Origin of the sequence: Aquabacterium fontiphilum (assembly GCF_009909205.1) — a bacterium.
GTDB lineage: Bacteria > Pseudomonadota > Gammaproteobacteria > Burkholderiales > Burkholderiaceae_C > Aquabacterium > Aquabacterium fontiphilum.
This window is the reverse complement of sequence record NZ_JAAAPN010000005.1, coordinates 164,197-189,088: the sequence shown is the minus strand read 5'-3', so window position 1 is coordinate 189,088 and position 24,892 is coordinate 164,197. Positions and strand designations below refer to the sequence as shown.

Sequence of the window (24,892 nt, the reverse complement as noted above, 5' to 3'; positions counted from 1 at the left end):
CGGAGTTGATTATGCTCGACCGGGAAGGGTTTCGCCCCAACGTCGGCATCATCCTGCTCAACCACCGGAACCAGGTTTTCTGGGGCAAACGCATTCGCACCCATTCCTGGCAGTTCCCGCAAGGGGGCATCAAGCATGGTGAGTCGCCCGAGCAGGCGATGTACCGCGAACTCCACGAAGAGGTGGGGCTGCGCCCCGACCAGGTGCGCATCATCGCACGCACCCGCGACTGGCTCCGCTACGAGGTGCCCTCACACTTCATCCGCAAGGACGCACGGGGCCATTACAAAGGCCAGAAACAGATCTGGTTCCTGCTCCAACTCACGGCGCGTGACTGCGACATGAACCTGCGGGCGACCAACCACCCCGAGTTCGACGCCTGGCGGTGGCATGAGTACTGGGTCCCGCTTGAAACCGTCATCGAGTTCAAGCGTCAGGTCTACCAGATGGCCCTGTCAGAACTGGCGCGCTTTCTGCCGCGCCCCTCTGCCCAGGGTAGCCGTTACCTGCGCGGTCACCTGCGCGGCGCACCGTCTTCCCGGGACCTGAGCCGTCCGCTCGAAGCGGGTCTCGACCCGGACGAGGCAGACCGCGCCGCATGAGCCCGGCACCGTGAGGCCGGCGCCCCAGGGCGCCGGCGGCTCAGACCTTACTCGATCTCGCGCGGGGTGGCGCACTCGGCGTCACCCGGGTTCACGCTGCAACGCGCACGCTTGACGATGTTGAGCGTCGTCTTGTCGTACATGCCCTGGCGTGCGATGGCGATGCGCGATTCACGCAGCATCACGAGGTACTTGGGCAGCACTTCGGGCGGCAGGTCCTGCCACATGTTGGCCGGGATGGCACGCTCGGCCGTGCGCACAAGGTTGAGCGCGCGGTCGTACTGCGACAGCCAGAACTGGCGCGACTTCTCGCCGAAGCCTTCGGGGAACTTGGTCCGGTTGATGATCATCTGCACGGTCGGCACCATGATGGGCAGACGCCCGATGCCACCCGTCGTGCCCATGCCCTTGTGCAGCTCCAGCGGCTGGTAAGCCACGGCAGGCAGCGTGACCATGTCGACCATGCCGTTGTTGAAACGCGGGCCAATGTTGGTCACGTCCACCGACACCGGCTGGGCACCGATGCGCTGGATCATCAGCGCCTGGGCCTTGTCGTAGTCAAAGGCAGCGATTTTCTTGCCGGCCAGGGCCTCGACCGAGTTGATGCGGCGGTCGCGCACCATCGGGTAAGCCGCACCCAGCGGGAAGATGCCAGCCACCTCGTGGTTGCCGTTGACCATCAGCTTGGCGGCTTGAGGCGAGGCGAACACCTGGATGACGCGGCGCAACACTTCGTAGCTGGCCTCGGTATCGGCCTTGCCGTTGCGAACAATGGTGGTCGAACCAATGCTGTCGATCGAGCCGGCGATCTCGTTGAACGGACGCGTGCGGAAGGAGGTGGCGATGACGCCGTCGCACTGACCGGCACGGTAGTCCTCCACGGCGACGCGCTCATCGACGTGCACCTTGAGCTGCATGTCGACACCTTCCTTCTGCATGGCCAGCACGTAGTCGGTGGCGGTGGCAAACACATCGCCGGTACGGCCGGCGATGTCCCACACGCAGATGGTGGTTTTGGCCTGAGCCGAGACTGACAGCAAGGTGGCCGAAGCAGCCACCGCGAGGGTGGCCAGCGCTGAACGGGCAGCGAAACGAGGGTAACGGAGTTGGGGCATCGGGCGATCCTTGAAAACAGAGCACGTCAGATGACGGCCTGCCTTTTTAACGTACTCCGCCAGTGCCATCAGGACAGGGGGAACCCTAGGACCCCTACTCCGGGGGGGCGCAACAGATGACCGCAACGTGAATCGGATCGGCGGGCACAACGCTTGCCAGTCACTCGGCCGAGCGGTCAGCCAGTACCAGGTTGTCGCGGTGAATCATTTCCTGCTCGTTGGCAAAGCCCAGAATGGCCTCGATCTCGCTAGAGGGCTTGCGGGTCAGCAGTCGGGCTTCGCTGCTGGCGTAGTTGGCCAGCCCGCGCGCGATGTCGCGGCCGCGCTGATCCTGCACGGCGATGACATCACCCCGATGGAACTCACCGATGACCTCGACCATGCCGATGGGCAACAAACTTTTACCTTCGTCGCGCAGTTTGCCCACTGCCCCGTCGTCAATGACCACTGCCCCCCGCAGTTGCAGGTGATCGGCCATCCACTGCTTGCGCGCGGCCAGCTTGGCGGTGGCCGCCACGAACAGCGAGCCGATGGCCTCACCCTGACTCAGGCGCACCAGCACGTCGGGCTCCCGCCCCCAGGCAATCACGGTGGACGCGCCGCTGCGCGCCGCACGCTTGGCCGCCAGCACCTTGGTGATCATGCCGCCCGTGCCCACACGCGAACCGGCCCCGCCGGCCATCTGCTCCAGCGCCGGGTCGCCCGCTGTGCACACGTCGATGAAGCGCGCAGCCGGGTCCTTGCGCGGATCGGCGCTGTACAGGCCCTTCTGGTCGGTGAGGATCACCAGCGCGTCGGCCTCGACCAGATTGGCCACCAGCGCGCCCAGGGTGTCGTTGTCGCCGAACTTGATCTCGTCGGTGACCACCGTGTCGTTCTCGTTGATGACCGGCACGACCTTGTGTGATAACAGCGTCAGCAAGGTCGAGCGCGCATTGAGATAGCGCTCGCGGTCGGCCAGATCCGCATGCGTGAGCAGCACCTGGGCGCTGCCCATGCCGTGCTCGCGCAACTTGCTTTCATACATCTGAGCCAGGCCCATCTGACCCACTGCGGCCGCGGCTTGCAGCTCGTGGATCTCTTTGGGGCGGGTGGCCCACCCCAGGCGCTTCATGCCTTCGGCGATGGCGCCACTGGACACCATGATGACCTCGCGCCCGTCGGCAGCCAGCGCCGCCATCTGACGGCACCAGGTGCCGATGGCCTCGGCGTCCACGCCCTTGCCTTCGTTCGTGACCAGGCTGGAGCCCACCTTCACGACGATGCGGCGGGCCTGCTTGAGGATCTCGTTCATGCGCGGGAGCTGCTCTTGGCGACGGTTGGCTTGGCTGCGGCCTTCTTCGCCGCGACCTTCTTCGCCGCGACCTTCTTCGCGGGCGCTTTCTTGGCCGGCGCGACGGGGGCTGCCGCCTTCTTGGCCGCGGCCTTCTTCGCCGGTGATTTCTTTGCGGGGGCCTTCTTCGCGGGGGCCTTCTTTGCAGGGGCGTTCTTTGCAGGGGCGTTCTTGACAGCCGCCTTCTGGGTGGCCGGCTTCTCCGCAGGCGCCTTATCTGCAGGCGCCTTCTTCGCGGCGGGCTTCTTCACCGCAACCTTCTTGGCGGCCACCTTCTTGGCAGGCGCCTTCTTGGCAGACACCTTCTTCGCAGCGGCCTTGGGTTTGACCAGCCCACCCAGGTCATCGTCGTAGGCCAGGCCGGCCTGAGCCAGCAGGTCGCTGGCCATGGGCAGCGGCGGGCCGTCGAAGCGCACGTCGGCTTCCTTATGGTGCTCCTGCATCGCCGCCACGTGCTGGTAGATGGTCTGCACCAGCTGCTCGCAGCCCTGGCGGGTCAGCGCCGAGATCTGGAACACCGGGCCCTTCCAGCCATAGCGGCGCACAAAATCCAGCACCTTGGCCACGCGCTCTTCTTCCGGGATCATGTCCAGCTTGTTGAGCACCAGCCAGCGCGGCTTGTTGTAAAGCGCCTCGTCGTAGATCTTCAGCTCGTTGACGATCGCGCGCGCCTGCTGCACCGGGTCGACACCTTCGTCGAACGGCGCCAGGTCCACCACATGCAGCAGCACGCGGGTGCGCTGCAGGTGGCGCAGGAACACATGACCGAGGCCAGCGCCTTCGGAAGCACCCTCGATCAGGCCCGGAATGTCGGCCACCACGAAGCTCTTCTCGGGGCCCACACGCACGACGCCCAGGTTGGGATGCAGCGTGGTGAAGGGGTAGTCGGCAATCTTGGGCCGTGCGTTCGAGATCGCGGCAATCAGCGTCGACTTGCCGGCGTTGGGCATGCCCAGCAGCCCCACGTCGGCCAGCACGCGCAGCTCCAGCTTGAGCTTGTAGGCCTGGCCCGGCCAGCCCAGCGTCTTCTTGCGCGGAGCACGGTTGGTGCTGGTCTTGTAATGCAGGTTGCCAAAGCCGCCGTCGCCGCCTTTGGCCAGCAGGCGCCGCTCGCCATGCTCCAGCAACTCCATCATCACTTCGTCGGTCTCAAAGTTGCGGATGATGGTGCCTACCGGCATGCGCAGCACAACGTCTTCGCCGGCAGCGCCGAACTGGTCCGCCCCGCGCCCCTGCTCGCCGTTGCGCGCCTCGTAGCGGCGCTTGTAGCGGTAATCGATCAGGGTGTTGATGTTGCGGTCGGCTTCCACGTAGACATGCCCGCCCCGTCCGCCGTCGCCGCCATTGGGGCCGCCGAAGGGAATGAACTTCTCGCGACGGAAGCTGATGCAACCGCTGCCGCCATTGCCTGCTGCCACATCGATGGTGGCTTCGTCGACGAATTTCATGGGGCTGGAGTCCTTGTGGAGAAAAACACAAAAGCCCCGGCGAGCCAGGGCTTGGGATCGGGGCGCAGCCCCGGGGCCGCCCTCAAGCCAGGCCTGAGGGGCAGCCGTCGAGCGTGTGGGCTCAGACCGGGGTCACGACGACCGTCTTGCGGTTCAGCGAACCCTTGACGGTGAAGGACACGGTGCCGTCGACCAGCGCGAACAGGGTGTGATCGCGGCCGGTGCCGACGTTCGGGCCAGCGTGGAAACGGGTGCCACGTTGACGGACGATGATCGAGCCTGCGGGGATCACTTGGCCGCCGTAGACCTTCACACCCAGCATCTTGGGTTGGGAGTCGCGGCCGTTCCGCGTGGAACCGCCGCCTTTTTTCTGTGCCATGGAGCTACTCCTGGTGGGCTAAGGGTTGGAATCAGGCGTTCACAGAGCCGATTTGCAGCTCGGTGTAGTTCTGACGGTGACCTTGGCGCTTTTGATAGTGCTTACGACGACGCATCTTGAAGATGCGGACCTTGTCGTGACGACCGTGGGACACCACAGTTGCCTTCACGGTTGCGCCAGCCACCAAGGGCGTGCCCACCTTCAGTTCGCCGCCGTTACCAACAGCCAGAACCTGGTCGATCACGATCTCTTGGCCAACGTCCGCAGCAATCTGTTCTACTTTGATCTTTTCGCCAGCAGCAACCTTGTATTGCTTGCCACCGGTTTTTATGACCGCGTACATGTTGAGACCTTCCATTTAAGGACAAAAGAAAACCCCGCCCTTTCGAGCGAAGCCCTCAACTGTAGCACGCGTCGCTGGAAGAAGTCAAAACCTGACCGCTGCTGCCTGTGCTGCTGCCTGTCGGCGCATCCTCGGTCGCACCCGGCCCCCAGGCGAAAAAGCGCAGCACGTCCTCGCGCTTGGCCAGGGTGTCGCTGTAGCCCAGGTGGATGAGCTCGCGGGTGAACGACGACTCGAACAGCAGGTAGGAAGCCAGCGCCGCCCCCCGCGCGTTTGCACCGCTGCCATACACACCCACCGCGCGCAGCATGGCCCGCACGGCCGGCGGCAGCGCCCAGAGGTGACGGGCCGCGATGTCGTCGATGCGCTGACTGGGCGCGATCACCAGCACGTCCACCGGCCGAAGGTCCGTCTGGGCACGCTGCTCCGGACTCAACAGGCTGAGCGTGTGGTTCACCCGGCGCAGGCGCTCGATGTCCACGGCCAGCGCGTCCAGGAAGATGCTGGACATCGCGTGGCCGGCCACCTGCGCCAGATTGGGGTATTCCGGCAGAGGGTGACGGGCCTCGGGCGGCTCATGCAGTCGGCCGGCACCGATGACCAGGATGCGGTCGGCGCCCAGGTGGATGGCCGGCGAGATCGGCGCCGTCTGGCGCATGGAGCCATCGCCGAAGTACTGACGCTGGCCGCCCACCTCCAACGGCACCGCCGGGAACATGAAGGGAATGGCGGACGAGGCCATCAAGTGCTCGACGGTCAAGGGCGCATGCATGCTGATGCGCTGCGAGCGGGCCCACGGCGCCACCGGGCGGGCGCTGTCGTAGAAGGTGACGTGTTCGCCCGTGCTGTAACTGGAGGCTGTGACGGCCACCGACTCCAGGTGGCCGCTGGCCAGCAGCTCGGGCAGGCGGTCCATCTGCAGCACCTGGGGCAGCAGGTCGTGCAGAGGCTCATTGTCCAGCAGCGAGCGAGGCCGCGCCTTGCGCCACCGCGCCAGCGCCCAGCCCGCCGAAAACAGCGTCAGCCACTTGGCGCCGGTGCGGATGACCCCGAAGGAATCAGCCCGGAACACCTGCTCAGCACGCAGGTGACGCCAGATCTCGATCATCGTGCGCAGCGCCAGTTCGTAGCGATCAGCCTGGCACGCCAGAGCCATGCCGTTGATGGCGCCGGCCGAGGTGCCGCACACGATGGGGAACGGGTTGCCCCGCCGCCGGTCACCGCTGTCGCGCCGGATCGTCTGCAGCGCCTGCAGCACGCCCACCTGATAGGCAGCGCGCGCGCCACCTCCGGTGAGAATCAGTGCGGTTTTGGGTGCAGGGCTCATGCGTGGTTATCGGCATCCCGCCTGGCGGAATTGAGCCGCACGCTTCACGTGCGCGGCCGCATCAGGGTCGATTTGCCGAACAGGCTTTCCAGCATCTCGACGACACACTCGGCGCTGCGGTTCTGAATGTCGCGCGCCGGGTTGAGTTCGACCACGTCCACCGAGCCCACACATCCGGTGTCGGCCAGCATTTCCATACACAGCTGGGCCTCGCGGTAGGTGGGGCCGCCGCGCACCGGCGTGCCCACACCGGGGGCGATGTCGGGGTCGAGGAAATCGACGTCGAAGCTCACATGCAGGTGCGTGTCGGCATCCACCCCCAGCAGCGCCTGCTGCATGGTGTCGCGCATGCCGTATTCGTCGATGAAGCGCATGTCGAACACATCCAGCCCCTGGGTGTGCACAAACTGGCGCTCGAGTGGGTCGACGCTGCGCACGCCGACCAGCCGGAAAGCGTCGGGGCTCAGTGCAGGCGGGCCGTCGTGGACGCCCGGCCCCCAACCGCCGGCGACGCGCCGCAACTCGGCCGCGCCGTGGCCGCACAGCACGGCCACGGGCATGCCATGCACATTGCCGCTGGGCGTGATGTCCGAGGTATTGAAATCAGCGTGGGCATCGAGCCAGAGGACCCGAAGCCGCTTGCCCTGCTCGCGGCAATGGGCCGCCACCGCGCCGATGGCGCCGATGGCCAGACTGTGGTCACCGCCCAGCGTGATGGGCAGTTCACCCCGATGCAGCGCCTGGGCCACGGCATGGAACACCGCCTGGTTCCAGGCCACACACTCATTGAGATGGCGGTGTCCGGCCACGGCCAGGGCTTCCGGGTTGGGCGGGCCGTGCAGGTTGCCTCGGTCATGAACCGTATGCCCCAGCCGGGTCAGTGCTTCGCCGAGGTGGGCCACGCGCAAGGCGTCCGGCCCGAGCGAGGCGCCGCGCATGCTGGCGCCGAGGTCGGTCGGCGCGCCGATCAGCGCGACCCGGCGCGCGGGCAACTCATCGGGCATGGACAGGACGGTGGACATGGCACAGGATCAGGACGGACAGTGGCCGGTCACCAGCCGCAGGCGTGGTCGGGGTCCGGCTGCCCGAGGCCATAGACCTTCTGCAGTGTGGCCCAGGCCTCGTCGGCCGTCTCGACATAGTGGAACAGATTGACGTCTTCCGGGCTGATCATGCCCGTGTCGACGAGGTGGTCAAAGTTGATCAGCTTGCTCCAGAAGTCACGCCCGAACAGCAGCACCGGGCGACGGCGGCACTTGCCGGTCTGAATCAGCGTGAGGGTTTCGAACAGCTCATCGAGCGTGCCGAAGCCACCAGGGAAGCACACCAGCGCCACCGAGCGCATCAAGAAGTGCATCTTGCGCAAGGCGAAGTAGTGGAACTGGAAGCACAGACGCGGCGTGATGTAGGGGTTGGGCTCCTGCTCGTGAGGCAGCACGATGTTCAGGCCGATGCTCTTGCCACCTACCTCGAAGGCGCCGCGATTGCCGGCTTCCATGATGCCCGGACCACCCCCGGTGACCACATAGATGGGGTTGTCGAGCTGGGCCGAGTGCTCGGTGACCAGGGCCGAGAAGGCGCGAGCCTCTTCGTAGAAGCGCGCCATGTCGAGCTGGCGCTGGGCGCGCCGCACAGCCAGATCCCGCTCGTCGCCATCGGGCAGCGCCTGGGCAGCCGCCAACCGGGCTTGCGCCTGTTCGGCTGGCAGGATACGGGCACTGCCAAAGACCACGATGGTTGACTCGATCCCCTCCTCGCGTTGAACCATCTCGGGCTTGAGCAGCTCGAGTTGCATGCGCACCGGCCGCAGATCGGGGTGGAGCAGGAAATCGGTGTCGGTGAAGGCCAGCTCATAGCTGCTGTCGGGCCCGCCGTACAGGGACGGTTTGCTGGCGATGCGCGCGTCCTGACCCGCAGTGGGAAAGTTCCTCTCGAGCAGTTCCTTGGGATGGTTCATGGCAGGGCTGTTCCAGTGGCCCGCCAGTCGGGCCTGGATTCCAGTATGCGCCACAGCTTCTGCGCTGAAGCACCAAACAGCCCTCGGGAGGCGGGCGAAGTTGCGTGATCGCGTCAAGCCCGGCCGCCGGGCCCTGCCTGAGTGCGCCTCAGCTCAGCGTGGCGCGCACACCGGACAGCGCGGCGACGGTCGGGCGCGCAGCTCCGTCCAGCGCCATTCGCGGCCGTCGAGCATCATCAGCCGACCGGCCAGACTGCGGTGGCCCGAGTGCGCGTGCAGGCCAGCCAGGTGTTTGATGGCCTCACCTGCCTGCATCACGCCCAGCGTGCCCACCAATGGGGCAAACACCCCCATCAGGGCGCAACGGGTTTCCGCGGGCGGGGCGTCGGGCGGAAACAGGCAGGCGTAACAGGGGCTGTCCGCCTGGGCCGGGTCGAACAGCGTGAGCTGTGCATCCCAACCCACGGCGGAGGCACTGACCACCGGCACACCGGCGCGCCAGGCCACACGGTTGATGGTCTGACGGATGGCAAAGCGGTCGGTGCAGTCCAACACGATGTGGCAGCCCGGCAATGCGGCCTCCAGCCAGTCGGCGTCGGCCGCGCGATGCACGGCATGCACCTGCACATGGGGGTTGAGTGCCGCCAGCCCGGCCTCGGCCGACGCCACCTTGCTGTGACCGATGGTGTCGGTACGGTGCAGCACCTGCCGCTGCAGGTTGCTGAGCTCCACCTCATCGGGGTCGATGACCGTGAGCCGGCCAACGCCAGCGGCTGCAAGATACATCAGTGCGGGGGCGCCCAGCCCGCCTGCGCCGACGACCAGCGCATGGGCGCCGGCGAGCCGCTGCTGGACGGCGTCAGACCATTCGCCCAGCAGCAAGTGGCGGCTATAGCGCAGCTGCTGCGCGTCGTCGAGGGTGCCCTCGGGCCCGCTCACTCGCTCGGCGCCTCTTCGGGCTTGCGCTCGGCCAGCGTCTTGGACACCTGAACCGGCTTGCCTTGCAGCTGGTTGAGTGCCTGACGCAACTGGAAGTCCTCGGCGCTGCCAAACTCGGGCAGCGGCTTGGGCGGTTCATTGCGGGTCTTGGCCGCTTCTTCTAGCCGCTTGAGCGCCTCTTCGCGCGCCTTCTCGCGCGCAGGATCCTTCTCTTCGGCCTTCTGCCCATTGGTAATGTGCTTCTCGAGATCGGCTTCCCGCATGCGCAGCGCACCATACAGGTTGCCTTCGGCGGTTTCGTCCAGCATCACGTCGGGCACGATGCCGCGCGCCTGGATGGCTTGGCCGCTGGGCGTGTAGTAACGCGCCGTGGTGATCTTCAACGCGGTGTCGGCCGTCAGCTGGCGCACGGTCTGCACCGAGCCCTTGCCAAAGGTCTGCGAGCCCATGATGGTGGCGCGCTTGTGATCCTGCAGCGCGCCCGAGACGATTTCCGATGCCGAGGCCGAGCCCTCGTTGACCAGTACCACCAGCGGCACGGTCTTGATGGCAGCAGGCAGGCGCGCCAGTGGATCCCGGCCCGGGCGACGCAGGTAGTCGTCCGGTGAGGCCTTGAAGGTTTGGCGGGATTCGGGCAACTGGCCGTTGGTGCTGACCACCACCACATCCTTGGGCAGGAAGGCCGCCGACAGTGCCACGGCCCCCTCGAGCAGGCCACCCGGGTCATTGCGCAGATCCAGCACGAGGCCCTTCAGCTTGGGGTCTTCCTTGTACAGCGCCTCAACCTTGTTGACGAAGTCCTCGACCGTCCGATCCTGAAACTGCGAGACGCGAATCCAGCCGTAGCCCGGCTCGATGATCCGGCCGCGCACCGACTGCACACGGATCTCCTCGCGCACGATGGTCACAGGGAAGGTGCGGTTCTCGGACTTGCGGAAAATGTTCAACACCACCTTGGTGTTGGGCTCGCCGCGCATGCGCTTGACGGCCTGGTCCATGGTCAAGCCCTTGACGAAGGTGTCGTCGATCTTGGTGATGAGGTCGCCGCTTTTGAGGCCGGCCCGGAAGGCCGGTGAGCCTTCGATGGGCGAGACGATCTTGACCAGACCGTCCTCCATGCCGATCTCGATGCCCACGCCGACGAACTTGCCGGTGGTGCCTTCGCGGAATTCCTTGAAGCTCTTCTGGTCGAAGTAGACGGAGTGCGGGTCCAGCCCCGACACCATGCCGCCGATGGCGTCCCGAATGAGCTTCTTCTCGTCGACAGGCTCGACATAGTCGGTCTTGATCATGCCGAAGACCGCCGCCAGCTGCTGCATCTCTTCCAGTGGCAGCGGCGCCACCGAACTGCGCGCGGTGGCGCCGAACTGCATGGTGGTCAGGGCGCCGGCCAGCGCGCCCAGCGCCACCCAGCCTGCAACTTTGATTCTGGACGTCATGGCATCTCTTCGCCTGTGATGGGACTTGGATGCGTTTGCCGGCCACTTGGTTCCAGGTCACACGCACCGCCCACGCAGTATAGGCGGCACCTGCCAGGAGATCCGGCAGAGATGCCGGTGTGAATGGCCCTTGTAGGGTGTTTACCAAAGGCGGTGGCGCCCCTGTGTCCGAAGACCACAACTGCTGGTAATGTGTCGCCCCAGACGAACGAACTGCAGGCCTGCCCACCCAATCATGCCCCTGCCCTGGACCTCGCCCTGGCTGCGTGCGGCCGGCACATGGCTGGCCTACCTGCTGTGCGGGGGGGCATCCGTGGCGTTGACCGCCTCTGACGCGATGGTCTCCCCGCTGTACCTGGCTGCCGGCGTGGGACTGGCGTGCGCGCTGGCGTGGGGGCCCTGGATGGCCGCCGCAGTCGGTCTGGGTGCCGTCGTCGTCGGCGCAGCGGCGTTGTGGACCCTGGCGCCCCAGACTGCGCCCCTGACCCTCGCCGCCGCGGCGCTGGCCAACGGTGTAGGCGCGGCAGGCCAGGTCCTCCTGGCGGCGGTGCTGACCCGCCGCGTCGCTGGCACGGCCGCCTTGCTGGACAGGCCGCGCGAGATCACCCTCTTCCTGCTTCTGGCCGGCCCGGTGGCCAGCGTGGTCAACGCGGCGGTGTCGGTCACGTCGCTGGTCCTGCTGGGCCTGCTGCCCCAGGCGCTGGCGCTGAACACCTTTGTGGATTGGTGGAGCGGCGACACCCTGGGCGTGCTGGTGGGCACCCCTCTGGTTCTGACGCTGATCGGCCAGCCTGCCACCGTGTGGCGGCAGCGACGCAAAGTGGTCGGAGTGCCGCTGCTGGTAACGGCTGTGGTCGTGACCCTGGTGCTGCGCCAGGTGCAGGTGTGGGAAGAGGATCGTGCGCAGCGTGTCTTCCATCGCGACACGGATGGCGGGCGCTTCGTCGTCGATGCCAGTCTGCGCGGCTACCTCAATGCACTCGAGTCGCTCAACGGGCTGTTCGTCGCCTCCCAATCGGTCGAGGCCAGCGAGTTCCGTCACGCAGCCGCATACTGGCTGCGCACGCTGCCCGGCATCCAGGGCATTGGCTGGGATGAACGCCTTAAGACGGCCGAGATCCCCAGTTTCGAGGCCCGCCAGCAGGCTGACGGCTTCCCCGGCTACAAGGTGTTTGACACCCGAGACCGACTCCCGCCCTCGGGCGAGGAACTGGTGGTGGTGCGGTTCATCGAGCCGGTGGCCGGCAACGAACGTGCGCTGGGCTACAACGTGCTGTCTGCTCAGTCCACGCGCGAGGCGTTCGAGCAGGCTCGCCGGGAAGACAAGGTGGTGGCCACGGCCGCGATGACGCTCAATCAGGAAACCGGCACACAGCGGGGGGTGGTCGTCTACCGCACGGTCTATGACGGCGAGCCGCATACGCCACGTCAACGCGTGCAGGCCTCGCGGGGGGCGGTGTTCCTGGCCTTGAGGATGGACGACACGCTGGCCGCGATGCTCAAAGCCATGCCGGCATACCTGCGCACCTGCCTGGTGGACGTCAGCAAGGCCCCGCCGACGTGGCTGGCAGGTGATCCACGTTGCCAGCAGGGCCGCCCCTGGGAAGCCCAGGCCTACCGGCGCGTCGTTCCGGTCGGTTTCGCGGCGCGAGATTGGGAGCTGGTGTTCTGGGCCGATGGGCCGCCGCCCTCGGTGGGGCAAGGAGAGATCAGCCGTCTCATGGCCGGGGGCAGCATGGTACTGGCAGCCGCGCTGGCAGGCCTGCTGCTGGCGATGACCGGCCACACCCGCCGACTGGAGGCCGCCATGCAGGAGGCCAGCGCGCAAAAGCAGGCAGCCGATGCAGCCAACCGGGCCAAGAGCGAGTTCCTGTCACGAATGAGCCATGAGCTGCGCACCCCGCTGAATGCCGTGCTCGGCTTTGCGCAGGTCATGGAGTTGGATGCGCAGCACCCGCTGCCGGATTCGCAACGGCAGCGGGTGCAGCAGATCCAGCACGCGGGCTGGCATCTGCTGGCGATGATCGATGATGTGCTGGACATTTCGCGCATCGACGCCGGCACACTCCAACTGCACATGGCACCGGTCGGGCTGCGCAACGCCCTGCACGGCGCCCTGGATCTGGTGGCCCCGCTGGCCCAGCGCCAGGGCATCGAGCTGGAGGGACTGCCCCCCGTCCCGCCCGACTGGGCCGTGCAGGCCGATGCCACGCGCTTGCGGCAAGTGCTGGTCAACCTGCTGAGCAACGCAGTGAAGTACAACCGGCCCGGCGGACGTGTGCGGCTGAGCGTGCGCGCCGTGCCGGCGGCCGATGGGCTGCCCGAGGGTTTCGAAGTAGCGGTTTCTGACACCGGTGTCGGCATGAGCGAAGTGCAGCTGGCCCAGTTGTTCCAGCCTTTCAATCGACTTGGACGGGAGCGCAGCAGCGTGGACGGAACGGGCATCGGCCTGGTCATCAGCCGGCACCTGATGCAATGCATGGGCGGTGAACTGGCAGTGCGCAGCGTCGAGGGCAAGGGCTCGACTTTCACCGCACGGCTGTTGCGCGCCAGTGTGGCCCCCGCGTCTGCCAGTGCGCCGTCACCCGCCACGGCTCAGGTGGCGCCGCCCCCAGCAACCGCTGCCGCTCAGCCAGCTGTGGCCCCGGCGCGCCACGTGCTGTACGTGGAAGACAACCAGGCCAACAGCGCGGTGGTGCGGTCGGCCCTGGCCTCTCGACCCTGGATCCAGCTCACGGTGTCGCCGACGATCGAGGAGGCGCTGGCCGTGGTCCACAACCGGCTCACGCAACGCCCGCCCGACTTGATTCTCCTGGACGTGCATCTCCCGGATGCGTCGGGTCTGGAACTGTTGCACCTGCTCAAGGCGAATCCGGAAACACGCGACACACCGGTGATCATGATCTCGGCCGACGCGATGCCTGAACAGATCGACGCTGCGCTGGCCGCAGGTGCAGCCTGCTACCTCACCAAGCCGGTACAAGTGGCCGCCCTGCTGGTGCAGGTCGACGAACTGTTGCTGGGCCCCTGACGCGGGCAGGTGCCCGCCATCTTTCATTGGCGCCTGCCTGCGGCCTGCCACCAGGTCAGCGCGGCTGGTACTCAGGGACCAGAGCATGCAGCCGCGCACGCAGGACGGCGGGCACAGCGGCCTCCTCGTCGTGCACCAGGGCCAGCAGTGCGTCGAGCCATTCGGCGGGCAGGGTTTCGCGCAGCCGAGCCAGGCGCAACCGGGGGTGGGGCGTCGGCAAGGTGGTGTCGTCGTTGGCCAGCAGCTCCTCAAAGAGCTTCTCGCCGGGCCTCAGGCCGCAGTAGACGATGGGGATTTCCGCCTCAGTGTGGCCACTGAGGTGGATGAGCTTGCGCGCCAGATCCACGATGCGCACCGATTCGCCCATGTCCATCACGAACACCTGCCCCGTCTCGGCCAGCGCCGCGGCCTGCAGCACCAGTTGAGCAGCCTCGGGGATGGTCATGAAGTAGCGGGTGATGTCTGGGTGGGTCACGGTCACGGGCCCGCCCCGGGCGATCTGCTCCTTGAACTTCGGGATCACGCTGCCGCTGGAGCCCAGGACATTGCCAAAGCGCACCGCGGTGAAACGCGTACCTGGCGCCCGCTCGGCCCAGTGCGACAGCACCATCTCGGCCGCACGCTTGGTCGCACCCATGACGTTGGTGGGATTGACGGCCTTGTCAGTCGAGATCAGCACCACACGCGCCACCCCATGCCGCGCCGCTGCCTGGGCCACCAGATAAGTGCCCCAGGTGTTGTTGCGCAAGGCCAACCAGGCGTTGTCATCCTCCATCAGCGGCACGTGTTTGTAGGCCGCGGCATGAAAGAGCAGATCCGGACGGTGTGTGGACATCGCCCGGTCGAGCGCGCCAGCGTCCTTGACGTCGCCCACAAGACGGACCAGCGGCAGGTGAGGAAACAGCTCACCCAACTCCTGCTCGATCTGGTAGAGCGCGAACTCGCTGAGCTCGAACAGAACCAAGCGTGTGGGCCCAAAACGGGCGATCTGGCGGCACAACTCCGAACCGATCGAGCCTCCGGCCCCGGTGACCAGCACCGTCTGGCCACTGACCAGTTGCGACACGGCCTGCTCGTCCAGCCGGACGGGGTCGCGCCCGAGCACGTCTTCCGGGCCGATGTCGCGCAGCCGGTCCACGCGCGATCGGCCCTGACGCAACTCGTCTGCCGTGGGCACCGTCGTGATCGGCAAGCCAGTGGACGAGGCCAGATCGAGGATGCGACGACGTTGATCGATCGTGGCCGACGGCATGGCCAGGATGAGCTGCGACACCCCCTCCAGCACATCGGTCTGGGTCAGCAGTTCCAGCCCGCCCCAGACAGGTACGCCTGAAACCGTGGTGCCGTGCTTGCGGACGTCATCGTCCAGCAAGCCGACCACTTCCCAGCCGCGGTGCTGGATGCCGGCTATCAGCAATTTGGCAGCGGCCCCCGCACCCAGTACCACCACACGCTGACGGCTGCCGCGCGCGCCGGATCGCCGCGCGCGCGAACTCTCGCTGAGCATGCGCACCAGCATACGCGCCAGCGACAGCGCGATCAGTGCCATGACCGGATGCAGGGCCAGGACGGCGCGCGGCACCGCGGACAGCTGCGCCATCAGCACGACGACGGCGCTGGCCAGTCCTGCGCCCAGACAGACCCATCCCAACCGGGCGATGTCCGAAAAGCTTGTATAGCGCCAACTGGCACGCGGCACCCCCAGGGCCCACGACACAGCGCTGTAGACCGCGATCACCCCCACCACCACACCCAGATCGTAGGGCGGCCGCTCATGCAGCCAGCGTTCGAAGCCCAGCCGGAACAAATAGGTGGCATGCCAGGCCAGAAAGATGAGCAGCGCGTCGACCAGCAGCACGGATGGCTGACGCTGGCGTCGCAGGGGATCGAGGAATCGGTTCAGGCGTGACCAGAGCATGGGGCACCGCAGGTGAGCAGCCGAGATTGTGCCCCGGACGGGGGGCGGGCTGACTCGCTGTCATGCTCCCCTGTCCGTTTACGCCTGAATTGTCGCCGCCCGTCAGCCGTCGAACAGCGGCAGCGTGTCGGGCATGCTATTCGCATCACGCTGCCCGGCCTGGCGTAAGCCGGCCATCTTCACGCCAAGCAGCCGCAATCGCTCGTCCAGCGGCACGGTCTTGAGGCACCGGCCAGCCCAGAGACGGATGGTGGCGGCATCGTCTGTCGGTGCAGTCAGGGTGATGCTGCGGGTGACGATGCGGAAATCGCTGTAGCGCAGCTTGACCCCCACATTGCGGCCGACATAGCCTTTGCGCACGAGGTCCGCGGCCAGTTGCTCGCACAAGCGCGTGAACCGTTCACCCAACTCCGTCCGGTCCGATCGAGGATGCAAGTCGCGCTCGAACGTGGTCTCGCGGCTGATGGACTTGGGTTCGCGCCACACCACAACCGGCCGTTCGTCGCGGCCATGGGCGGCGTCGTGCAGCCACTGGCCGTAGGTGCGGCCGAAGGTGTCGCACAGCTGCTCGACGGGCATGGCGGCCAACTCGCCGATGGTGTGCACACCCATCTCCGCCAAACGGGCACTGGCCTTGGGGCCGATGCCATTGATCCGCGCCGCCGGCAAGGGCCAGATGCGGCTGGGCAGATCGTCCAGGGTCAGCACCGTCAGGCCATCGGGCTTGTCCAGATCTGAGCCGATTTTGGCCAGCAGCTTGTTGGGCGTCACGGCAATGGAGCAGCTCAGACCGGTCGCATCGCGCACCGCAGCCTTGATGCGCGCTGCCAGGGCACGCACGCCGGCTGCCGGATCATCACGCTCAGTGCGCTGAGCGCCGGCTACATGGGTGAGATCCAGGTAGATCTCGTCGATGCCCCGGTCTTCGATCACCGGTGCCACGGTGGCCACCGCACCCTTGAATGCCCGGGAGTGACGGCGGTACTCGTCGAAATCGACTGGCAGCAAAATCGCATCGGGCGCCAGCGCAGCGGCTTTCATCAAGCCCATGCCCGAGTGCACGCCAAGGGCGCGCGCGGCATATGTGGCGGTGGTGATCACCCCGCGGCCAGCGTAATCGCGCAGCCGGGCGAAGCGAGCGAGCCCTGCGCCGCCAGCGTCCGGCGCATGGCGACGTCCCCCCCCGATGACGACTGGCAAGCCTGTCAGTTCAGGATATCGCAGCAACTCGACCGAGGCATAGAACGCGTCCATGTCAAGGTGAGCAATCCAACGGCGGGGCAACGTCACGGCGCGGGCACACTCCAGAGCATGCCCGCGATTGTGACCGCGGTTGGGTCGTCGCGCCTCAGGCCTTGATGTCCAGGAGGCTGCCTGTGAGCTGCTGATCGGTCTGAATGCTGCGCAGGTTCGCCCGGTAGGCGGCCGCCGCGTCCATCTGTTCGACCAGGTCGGCCGCAAGGGCTGCACCAATCTCCTCGGCCTTGCCGATCGTGGTCAGCACGCCGGCCTGCTCCTGGGTCTCAAGCTGGACCACCTGCCGCTGAAACTGCGGCGTCTGCGCGTTGGCAATGTTGTGAGCGGCCGTGTCCAGCCGCAACGAAGCGGCCTGCACGCCGCTGAGTGCTGTCGTGGAAACAATGTTCATGGGGCCCTCCAATGGCACGACCATCGACCAAAAAGCAGGGAAACTTGAGCCCAGATCAAGCGATCACGCGCCGAGACGTGACAAGCTTCACGGTTTAAGCTGGCTCGCAGGCGCCGTGTGCTGCTGCGCGTGACCCGTTTTTGTCACCGACTCCTCCGCCAGGTCGGACGAGTCCTCATCAAGCTGACGCAAGCTTGACCGAAAATGGCCAAGCTGTTTCTGGATTTTTGTACCCATCCATGTCCACTTCGCCCGAATATGACGTGATCGTCGTGGGTGCCCGCTGCGCGGGCGCCGCTTCCGCCATGCTCCTCGCCCGACAGGGCCACCGCGTGCTGATGATCGACCACGCCCGCTTCCCCAGCGACGTGCGCCTGTCCACCCATCTGCTGTGGCACAGCGGCGTGGACTTGCTGGCCAAGTGGGGCGTCCTTGACGCACTGCGCGCGACCGGCTGTCCCGAACTGACCCGATTCAAGCTCGACATGGGCGAACTGGTGTTGCGTGGCGCTCCACCGGACACACGGGTCGGTGCCGCCATGGCGCCACGCCGCATCGTGCTGGATCAGGTGCTGATCGACGCCGCGCGCGACGCCGGCGCCGAACTCCGCGAAGGTGTCATGCTGGAAGACGTGCTTCAAGAAGGCGGACGGGTTGTGGGCATTCAGGGCCGCCTGGATGATGGCAGCCCCTTCGAGGCGCGCGCGCGCATCGTCGTAGGGGCCGACGGCACGCACTCGCGCGTGGCGCGCTGCGTGGCAGCCGAGTCGTATCACACCTTCCCAAAAGAGGCCGGCGCCTTCAACACCTTCTCCTACTTCAGCGGCATCGCGCTGGACGGCGTGGAGTTCTATTCGCGTCCAGAGCGCATGGTCTACGCCTGGGAAACCCATGACGGCCAGGCCGTGATCGGCATCATTCAACCCGGCCACGCGCCACGGGTGGGCCGTGATGAGATCGAGCAGGACTTCATGGGCCAGATGACGGCCATGGTGCCCGATCTGGCCCAACGGCTGCGCGCGGCGCGCCGGGAGGCGGATTGGGTCACCGTCGGTGTGGGGACAGGCTGCCGGCAGGCTTCGGGCCCGGGCTGGGCGCTGGTGGGCGATGCCGGCGTGACGGTGGACCCGATCACGGCTGCGGGCATCACCAACGCGCTGCGGGACGCCGACCTGCTGGCCGAACTGGTGCACGAGGGCTTGTCCGGCCAGCGTCCGCTGGACGCCGCACTGGCCGACTATGGCCCGCGCCGGGACGCCACTGCCGTGCCGCTTCATCTGTTCGCGCAGGAGATGGCCAAGCTGTCTCCGCCAACAGAAGAGGTAATCGGACTGTTCGTGGCCTTGGCTGGCAACCAATCTCAGATCGACCGCTACTTCGGTCTCTTCGGGCAGACGGTGACGCCCTCGGCGTTCTTCGATCCCGCCAACGTCGAAGCCATCCTCAAGGCGGCACAGCCAGCGGCAATGGCGAACTGAACCATTCGGTCCAGTTCTGACGACTGCGCTGTGCCCAACGCACCGCGCCTTGCTGCCGTGCCACCTCGGCTGCTCGCAGCAAAGCAGCCTGAACGGACTCGTCGGGCTCGCCAGCCTGGCGACGCAATACGGCCAGCACGCGGTGACCTTCCGCCTCATGCCAGCGCTCTCCACCGGCTGCCGTGCGCGCCAGGGCCTGCTCCACCAGCGCAAGGCCTTCTGCGATCCACCCCTGGGTGCCCAGCGCCTCGGCCAGCACCGTCTGGAAAAAGGGGACAACGATGCCTGCCCCCGTGGCCTGGAAATCAGCCAGCGCGTCACGCATTGCAGCCAGGCCATCGATTGCCTCGCCCCGCTGGACAGCGCACCAGCCCAGCTGGAAGCGCGCCATGGCCTGCACGTAAGCATAGCCATGCGACTCGGCCAAGGTCAGGGCGGCCCGAGCCCGCTCGGCCAATGCGTCATGCCGCCCCTCGAACAACAACACCATCGCGCCCCAGCTCAGCGCCCATGCGAGCGAGTAGGGATGTTGCAACGCCTGCGCCCGGGCAACCAGTGCATCGCACGCCGGCTCAAGCGCCACCGCCTCACCCAGTATCCATCGCGCATGCAGACCGTGAACCTGGGCGACCAACAACAGATCAGTCGAGTACAGCGCCATCAGGCTGCGGTCGGCCGGGTCGCTGTAGCGGTGGAGCACCTGCTCGACATGCGCCGGCACCTCTGCCGGGCGACCGCTGTACAGGCACAACTGTGTGTGCATCATGTTGGTGACCAGCCAGGCCATTCGGCTGCTGGACTGGCGCGCCACCGTCATCATGCGGCGCCCCACCGTGACGGCCTCGTCAAGCTCGCCCCGCACCTGGCGAAACACACACAGGCCCCATAGCGGCCACAAGGCCTCCTCGACTCCGTCGGCCGCCTGCGCCAGGGCGTGCGCGCGCGCATAGGCCTGCTCGACTTCCGGGGCTGCCCATCCCCGCTGCAGCATGTGAACCGTGCCCAGCATCGCGTGCAACTGAAGACTGTGGCGATCGCGGCCAGACGACGGGGCCAACTGTTCGACGGCGAGCAGCCCCCCCTGCAGACACGCCACGGCGTCGGCAAGGGCCAGTTGTTGCAGCGCTTGTTCGCTGGCTCGCAGCCACCAGGCCACCGCCTGCTCATGCAGCCCGGCCGCGTCGGCATGTCTCGCCAACAGGGCAGGCTCGGTCGCGCCCTGCCCCGCTTGCGACAGCACGGTCAGCCAGGCTGCGTGCAGCGCCACCCGCTGGCTGTGCACCATGGCCTCGTAGGCCACGTCCTGCACGAGCGCGTGCTTGAACACCAGACGCCCCGCCCCACCGGAAAGACCGCCGGCTGCGACATCCTGAAGGATCAGGCCGGCTGCCTGCAGTTCTGCCAGCGCCGCATCCACATCCACCCCGAGCCCAGCCTGGGTCAGCATGGCCAGCAGGCCTTCGCGCGAGAACGCCCTGCCAATGACAGATGCCGCCTGCGCCACCGTGCGTGCGCGCGGAACCTGGTCCAGGCGGGCCATCAGCAAGCCGTGCAGCGTCTGGGGGACCGACAAGGCATCACACGGGGCACCACCGGGTCGCTCGGCCAGCATACGGGCCAGCTCTTCCACGAACAGCGGCACACCGTCGGTGCGTTCGGCAATGACGGACTGCCAGACCGGATCCAGCGCGTGATGGCGCGCCGCGTGTGCGACCAGCCCGGCTACCTCGTCCGGCGCCAGACCGCGCAGCTGCATCAGGTGGATGTGCTCGGCAATCGGTGGCCGCCAGCTGACCTCGGGCCGCGCGGTCAGCACGATGAGCACCGGCCAGTCGCGCACGGCCGCCAGCGTGGACAGCAGCCAGTCGCGCGTCAGACTGTCTGCCCAGTGCAGGTCTTCGATGACCCACAGCAAGGGCACCCTGGCCGCCTGCGCCGTCAACAGCGCCTGCAGCACCTGTCCGGTCGCGGCCCAGCGCGCATCGGCGCTGGCCGGCAGCGGGGGCGCATCGGGCGGGACGGGCAGGCCCATCATCGCGCACAGCAGTGCGGGAGCGAGCGCATCACGAATGCCCTGCTCGTGCAACCACGCCGTCAGGCGTGCGGCCTGCGCCGCCGGCGGCTGTGTTCGGACGAGCGCGGCCTGACGGGTCAGCGCGTCAGTGGCCAGATGAAAGGCGCGCTGCACGTGCTGGGGCGACGCCTGCCAGGCCCAGCGCTGGCCCTCTGACAGCGCCAACTGCTCACGCAGGGCCTCGACCAGCCGCGACTTCCCCATCCCCGGCTCGGCCTCGACCCACACCGCCTGGCCGCGCCCTTGCGTGGCCCGCTGCCATGCCGCACACAACTCGCGCAGTTCGGCCTGGCGCCCGACCATGGGCGTCCAGCCCAGTTGACGGCGCGCGTCATAACGGTGCTGAAGGTCGCGGCTGCGATGTACCTGCCAGACCTCCGTGGGGGCAGGGCGCCCCTTGAGCGCGTGCAACCCGTGGCTACTGCCCTCAAAGTGGGCCTGAACCAGCTGCCAGGTGACGGCGCTGACAAGCACCTCGCCCGGTGCCGCCAACGACTGCAAACGTGCGGCCACATTGGGCGCATCGCCCAGTGCCAGCCGTTCCCGCCGGTTACCGGAGCCCATGTCACCGACCACAACCAGGCCCGTGTCCAGCCCCAGGCGCACGCGCAGCGTCACGGGCTGACCCGACACCGTACACGGTTGCTCGGCCAGCGCAGACACGATGTCCAGCGCTGCATGCACGGCGCGAACGGGGGCATCTTCGTGGGCTTGCGGGAAACCGAAGTACACCAGCAGGCCGTCACCCAGATACTGCGCCACCGTGCCGCCGTACGCCGCCAGCACCTGCGCTGCCACGCGTTGGTAATGCAGCACCGTGTCGCGCCAGGCCTCGGGTGACATGGACTGACACAACGCTGTCGAATCCACCAGGTCACAGAAGAGGATGGTCAACTGGCGCCGCTCGCCCGCATCGGCCGGGACGTCATCTGAGGGGGGCGACCAATCCGCCAGGGCGCGCATGAACCGCTTGCGGTCGCCCAGGTTGAGCCCCAGCCCGATCAGGTCGGGCTCGGTGAGCGCGTCAATGACATCGTCGGCCACACCTTCGGCCGCCAGGCGCGGCACCAGATGCCCCAGGCCCTGATGCACCAGCCACGTCACCCATCGGGCCGTCGGCTCGGGCGCGTCGGGCGGTGTGGGCTCGCTCATGGTTGCATCGCGGGCGCGGCCAGCGCCCAGGCCACGACCGTCTCCGGCATGAGGCTGGCGCCCTGCGACATCAGGCGACTCATCACCGGCGCAGGCAAGGCCGCATAGACCAGATCGTGGGCCACCTGATCCACACGCAGGATCAATGGATCCAGCGGCCCCAGATGGCCGCGGCTGCGCTTGGCATGCCCCAGCAGGCGCGCCGCATCTTCGGCACGCCCCTCGGCCGCCGCCAGCCAGGCCAGCACGCCGCTGTACAGGTCCAGCCATTCCCAGCCACGGGATTTGGACATGGTGAGGAAGTCCTGCAACAGCCCGCGGGCGGCGCGCCAGTCGCGCGCGCGCAGGCGGATGACGGCCTGTAGCGCCAAGGCGTGCAGCACGAAATTGTCACGCCGGCTGCGCCCTTCATCGAGGATGTGCTGGCAGGCCAGCCATGCGGCTGGCTCGTCGTTCATGGTCAGACAGATGCAGGCCAGATCGTGCCGTGCAGCCGACCGCATGCCGTCCAGCCCGTGCGCGCCCGTCAGCATGATGAGGTCTTCGCAGGCATGCCGCGCCTCCAGCAGCAGCCCGTCCGCGCGATACACGGTCACCTGCGCCATCAGACGCTGAGCGCGCAGGCGCGCGGGCCAGTCAGGACGTTCAAGCTGCAGCATCTCCTCCACCGCTGCGCGCGCCTGGGCCGGGTTGAGGGCACCGGAACCTGCCAGGCAACGCAACGCCAGGAACAGCCCCATGGCGTCGTCTGCAGCTCGGTAGGAGGCCGCCGCATGCAAGGCGAACTGGTGCATCTGATGGTTCGAGACGCCCCAATGCAGGCGACTGCGCTCCAGCCAGAAGCGCGACACGGCCGCACCGGGCGTCAGCGCCACGGCATGGGGCTCCAGCATTTGGCCGCGCCAGCGGCATTCGGGCGCCAGCCCCAACAACATGAACAGCGGACTGGCCGCACCCAGCAGCCGCAAGCCCAGCATGGGATCGACCTGGGTGCACCAGTCCAGCGCCAGGCGCACATTGTCGATGTCGGCGCCATGCTGCTGCAGCCAGGCCGCATCAGGCGTTTCCCAGTAAGCCCGGTATGCGGCATCCAGCGTATCGGCCATCAGCGCAGCGTGTCGCGCGCGCATGGCAGCCGCCTCACCGGCCTGTTCCAGACGGGCCCAGGCGTAGGCGCGCATGGTGTCCAGCAAGCGATAACGCGGCGGATCCGTGTCGTCGACCGCCACCAGGGAGCGATCCACCAACGAGGCCAGGCGTTCGATGGTGTCCCATGCATCGTCGCCCGGCTCACGCGCCAGTGCGCGTGCCATGTCGACCGAGAAACCTCCCACAAAGACGGACAGGCGCCGAAACACCGCCTGCTCAGCGCCGCTGAGCAGCTCATGGCTCCAGTCGAGCGCTGCGGCCAGCGTCTGCTGACGCAACGGCACGCTGTGGCCAGGCGCTGCCAGCAGCCTGAAACGCTCATCGAGCCGCGCGGCCACGCCCTGCAGACCGAGCAGCGGCACCCGCGAGGCTGCCAGCTTGATGGCCAGCGGCAGCCCATCGAGTCGCCGACACAGGTCTGCAATCAGTGCCACATGGGCGTCGGTCAGTTGGAAGCGGCGGTCCATCGCCCGGACCTGGTCGACGAACAAGGCAAACGCCCCGTGCCGCATGGCATCGTCCAGCGAGGCCCCCGGATCGGGCACCGACAGTGGGCCCAGCGTGAACAGCCGCTCGCCCGCAACCCTCAGCGGACACTGGCTGGTCGTCAGAACCCGCAGGCCAGCCGCCGTCTGCAGCAGAGTCGTGAGCAACTCGGCCACCGGCTCGACCACATGCTCGGCGTTGTCCAGCACCACGAGCAACTGCAGCCCGCGCAGCGCGGTTACCAGCGCCTGCGTGGTGTCGCCATCGGCCTGCGGCACATTGACGGCCTGGGCGAGTGCGCGGCAGACGGCCGCAGGCTCGGTCACGGCAGCCAGGTCCACCCAGACCGCCCCATCACGGCATTCCGCCGACCACGCCCGCGCCAGACGCACCGCAAAGGCGGTCTTGCCGACGCCGGCCGGCCCGGTGATCGTGACAAGCGAGGCGCCGTGCAGGGCCTCAATGGCCATCATGTCGGTGTCGCGCCCCCATAGCGTGCCACCAGCCAGCGGCAAACGCACCGCCGGCGCCGCACGAACCGGCCCGGCCGCGGCCCGCAGGTCCGCTTGGGTGTCTTGGGCCGGGGCAACGGCTGACACGATGGGCACCATGAACCGATAGCCACGCCCGGGGACCGTGGCAATGGCGTCGGCACCGAGCACTTTGCGCAAGGCGGAAATCTGGACCTGCAGGTTGTTCTCTTCGACCACCAGACCAGACCAGGCCTCCTCCAGCAACTCCGCCTTGCTCACCAAGCGTCCCTGTCGACGCAACAGCGCCACCAGGACATCGATGGCGCGGCTACCCACCGCCACGGCTTCGCCGTTGGCGTACAGCATGCGCTCAGCAGGGTTCAGCTCGTAAGGGCCAAAACGGTAAGGTTGCACCAACGGGAGGCCGACACGGGCCGGCACGATTCAGAACTATTTCAGGCAGGCTTCAGGACACCCGAGGGCGCCCAAGCCACAATGTAACCATTCTAAAGAAAGCTGATTTCCGGGATTCAGGAACAAAGCACATACACACACGCTGTCATCATCCGGCCCAACCGGACCCGCGGGGCGACGACCAGAA

General features: G+C 67.2%; 18 protein-coding genes. 3 read left to right on the top strand and 15 right to left on the bottom strand.

All coding sequences use genetic code 11. The features are described from left to right. Nucleotides 1-11: 11 nt before the first annotated feature. Complete coding sequence (locus GTZ97_RS07645; protein WP_161649988.1) at nucleotides 12-602, top strand: RNA pyrophosphohydrolase; 591 nt, start codon at nucleotides 12-14, stop codon at nucleotides 600-602. Nucleotides 603-649: 47 nt separating this feature from the next. Here GTZ97_RS07645 and GTZ97_RS07640 read toward each other — a convergent pair whose 3' ends face one another. From GTZ97_RS07640 to GTZ97_RS07590, 10 genes are all read right to left on the bottom strand, one after another. Further along, nucleotides 650-1,717 (bottom strand): putative solute-binding protein, encoded by a 1,068-nt coding sequence (locus tag GTZ97_RS07640; RefSeq protein WP_161649987.1) that lies wholly within the window; start codon nucleotides 1,715-1,717, stop codon nucleotides 650-652. Nucleotides 1,718-1,877: 160 nt separating this feature from the next. After that, nucleotides 1,878-3,011, bottom strand: coding sequence for a glutamate 5-kinase (gene proB / locus GTZ97_RS07635; protein ID WP_161649986.1), 1,134 nt, complete (start codon nucleotides 3,009-3,011; stop codon nucleotides 1,878-1,880). Then, the gene (gene cgtA / locus GTZ97_RS07625) at nucleotides 3,008-4,498 is read right to left on the bottom strand and encodes an Obg family GTPase CgtA (protein WP_201748201.1); all 1,491 of its coding nucleotides are present in this window, start codon (nucleotides 4,496-4,498) and stop codon (nucleotides 3,008-3,010) included. Before cgtA ends, proB begins: the two co-directional genes overlap by 4 nt. A 121-nt stretch (nucleotides 4,499-4,619) precedes the next feature. Then, complete coding sequence (gene rpmA, locus GTZ97_RS07620) at nucleotides 4,620-4,877, bottom strand: 50S ribosomal protein L27 (RefSeq protein ID WP_161649985.1); 258 nt, start codon at nucleotides 4,875-4,877, stop codon at nucleotides 4,620-4,622. Between the two features lie 31 nt (nucleotides 4,878-4,908). Next, entirely contained in the window at nucleotides 4,909-5,220 is a 312-nt protein-coding gene (gene rplU, locus GTZ97_RS07615) for a 50S ribosomal protein L21 (RefSeq protein ID WP_161650071.1), read from the bottom strand. Between the two features lie 55 nt (nucleotides 5,221-5,275). After that, a complete protein-coding gene (locus GTZ97_RS07610) occupies nucleotides 5,276-6,547 on the bottom strand; it encodes a patatin-like phospholipase family protein (protein ID WP_161649984.1) in 1,272 nt (423 codons plus the stop codon). Nucleotides 6,548-6,591: 44 nt separating this feature from the next. Next, nucleotides 6,592-7,569: an arginase gene (rocF, locus tag GTZ97_RS07605; RefSeq protein ID WP_236651077.1), complete on the bottom strand. Its 978-nt coding sequence runs from the start codon at nucleotides 7,567-7,569 to the stop codon at nucleotides 6,592-6,594. A gap of 29 nt (nucleotides 7,570-7,598) precedes the next feature. Further along, nucleotides 7,599-8,504 carry an LOG family protein gene (locus tag GTZ97_RS07600; RefSeq protein WP_161649983.1) on the bottom strand — a complete coding sequence of 302 codons (906 nt, stop codon included), beginning with the start codon at nucleotides 8,502-8,504 and terminating at the stop codon, nucleotides 7,599-7,601. A gap of 153 nt (nucleotides 8,505-8,657) precedes the next feature. Then, nucleotides 8,658-9,443 carry a HesA/MoeB/ThiF family protein gene (locus GTZ97_RS07595; RefSeq protein WP_161649982.1) on the bottom strand — a complete coding sequence of 262 codons (786 nt, stop codon included), beginning with the start codon at nucleotides 9,441-9,443 and terminating at the stop codon, nucleotides 8,658-8,660. After that, nucleotides 9,440-10,882: a S41 family peptidase gene (locus GTZ97_RS07590; protein WP_161649981.1), complete on the bottom strand. Its 1,443-nt coding sequence runs from the start codon at nucleotides 10,880-10,882 to the stop codon at nucleotides 9,440-9,442. Before GTZ97_RS07590 ends, GTZ97_RS07595 begins: the two co-directional genes overlap by 4 nt. 235 nt (nucleotides 10,883-11,117) lie before the next feature. Between GTZ97_RS07590 and GTZ97_RS07585 the strand changes: the two genes are divergently transcribed. Next, nucleotides 11,118-13,913 (top strand): CHASE domain-containing protein, encoded by a 2,796-nt coding sequence (locus tag GTZ97_RS07585; RefSeq protein WP_161649980.1) that lies wholly within the window; start codon nucleotides 11,118-11,120, stop codon nucleotides 13,911-13,913. A gap of 55 nt (nucleotides 13,914-13,968) precedes the next feature. Here the strand turns inward: GTZ97_RS07585 and GTZ97_RS07580 are convergent, their stop codons facing one another. The 3 genes from GTZ97_RS07580 to GTZ97_RS07570 all read right to left on the bottom strand — a co-directional run bounded on the left by GTZ97_RS07580 (nucleotide 13,969) and on the right by GTZ97_RS07570 (nucleotide 17,479). Further along, a complete protein-coding gene (locus GTZ97_RS07580; RefSeq protein ID WP_161649979.1) occupies nucleotides 13,969-15,831 on the bottom strand; it encodes a polysaccharide biosynthesis protein in 1,863 nt (620 codons plus the stop codon). A 102-nt stretch (nucleotides 15,832-15,933) separates the two neighbouring features. Further along, on the bottom strand, nucleotides 15,934-17,085 hold the full coding sequence (locus tag GTZ97_RS07575; protein ID WP_236651076.1) for a DNA polymerase Y family protein: 1,152 nt from the start codon (nucleotides 17,083-17,085) through the stop codon (nucleotides 15,934-15,936). Between the two features lie 94 nt (nucleotides 17,086-17,179). Beyond that, nucleotides 17,180-17,479, bottom strand: a complete 300-nt coding sequence (locus GTZ97_RS07570) for a flagellar basal body protein (RefSeq protein ID WP_161649978.1) — start codon at nucleotides 17,477-17,479, stop codon at nucleotides 17,180-17,182. A gap of 239 nt (nucleotides 17,480-17,718) precedes the next feature. Here GTZ97_RS07570 and GTZ97_RS07565 point away from each other — a divergent pair, with 239 nt between their 5' ends. Further along, nucleotides 17,719-18,957, top strand: coding sequence for an NAD(P)/FAD-dependent oxidoreductase (locus GTZ97_RS07565; protein WP_161649977.1), 1,239 nt, complete (start codon nucleotides 17,719-17,721; stop codon nucleotides 18,955-18,957). Here GTZ97_RS07565 and GTZ97_RS07560 read toward each other — a convergent pair. Together GTZ97_RS07560 and GTZ97_RS07555 are read right to left on the bottom strand one after the other, a co-directional pair. Beyond that, nucleotides 18,923-22,183, bottom strand: a complete 3,261-nt coding sequence (locus GTZ97_RS07560; RefSeq protein WP_161649976.1) for an adenylate/guanylate cyclase domain-containing protein — start codon at nucleotides 22,181-22,183, stop codon at nucleotides 18,923-18,925. The genes GTZ97_RS07565 and GTZ97_RS07560 overlap by 35 nt on opposite strands. Next, a complete protein-coding gene (locus GTZ97_RS07555; RefSeq protein ID WP_161649975.1) occupies nucleotides 22,180-24,657 on the bottom strand; it encodes an ATP-binding protein in 2,478 nt (825 codons plus the stop codon). The genes GTZ97_RS07560 and GTZ97_RS07555 overlap by 4 nt, the downstream gene beginning before the upstream one ends. Nucleotides 24,658-24,892 lie beyond the last annotated feature (235 nt).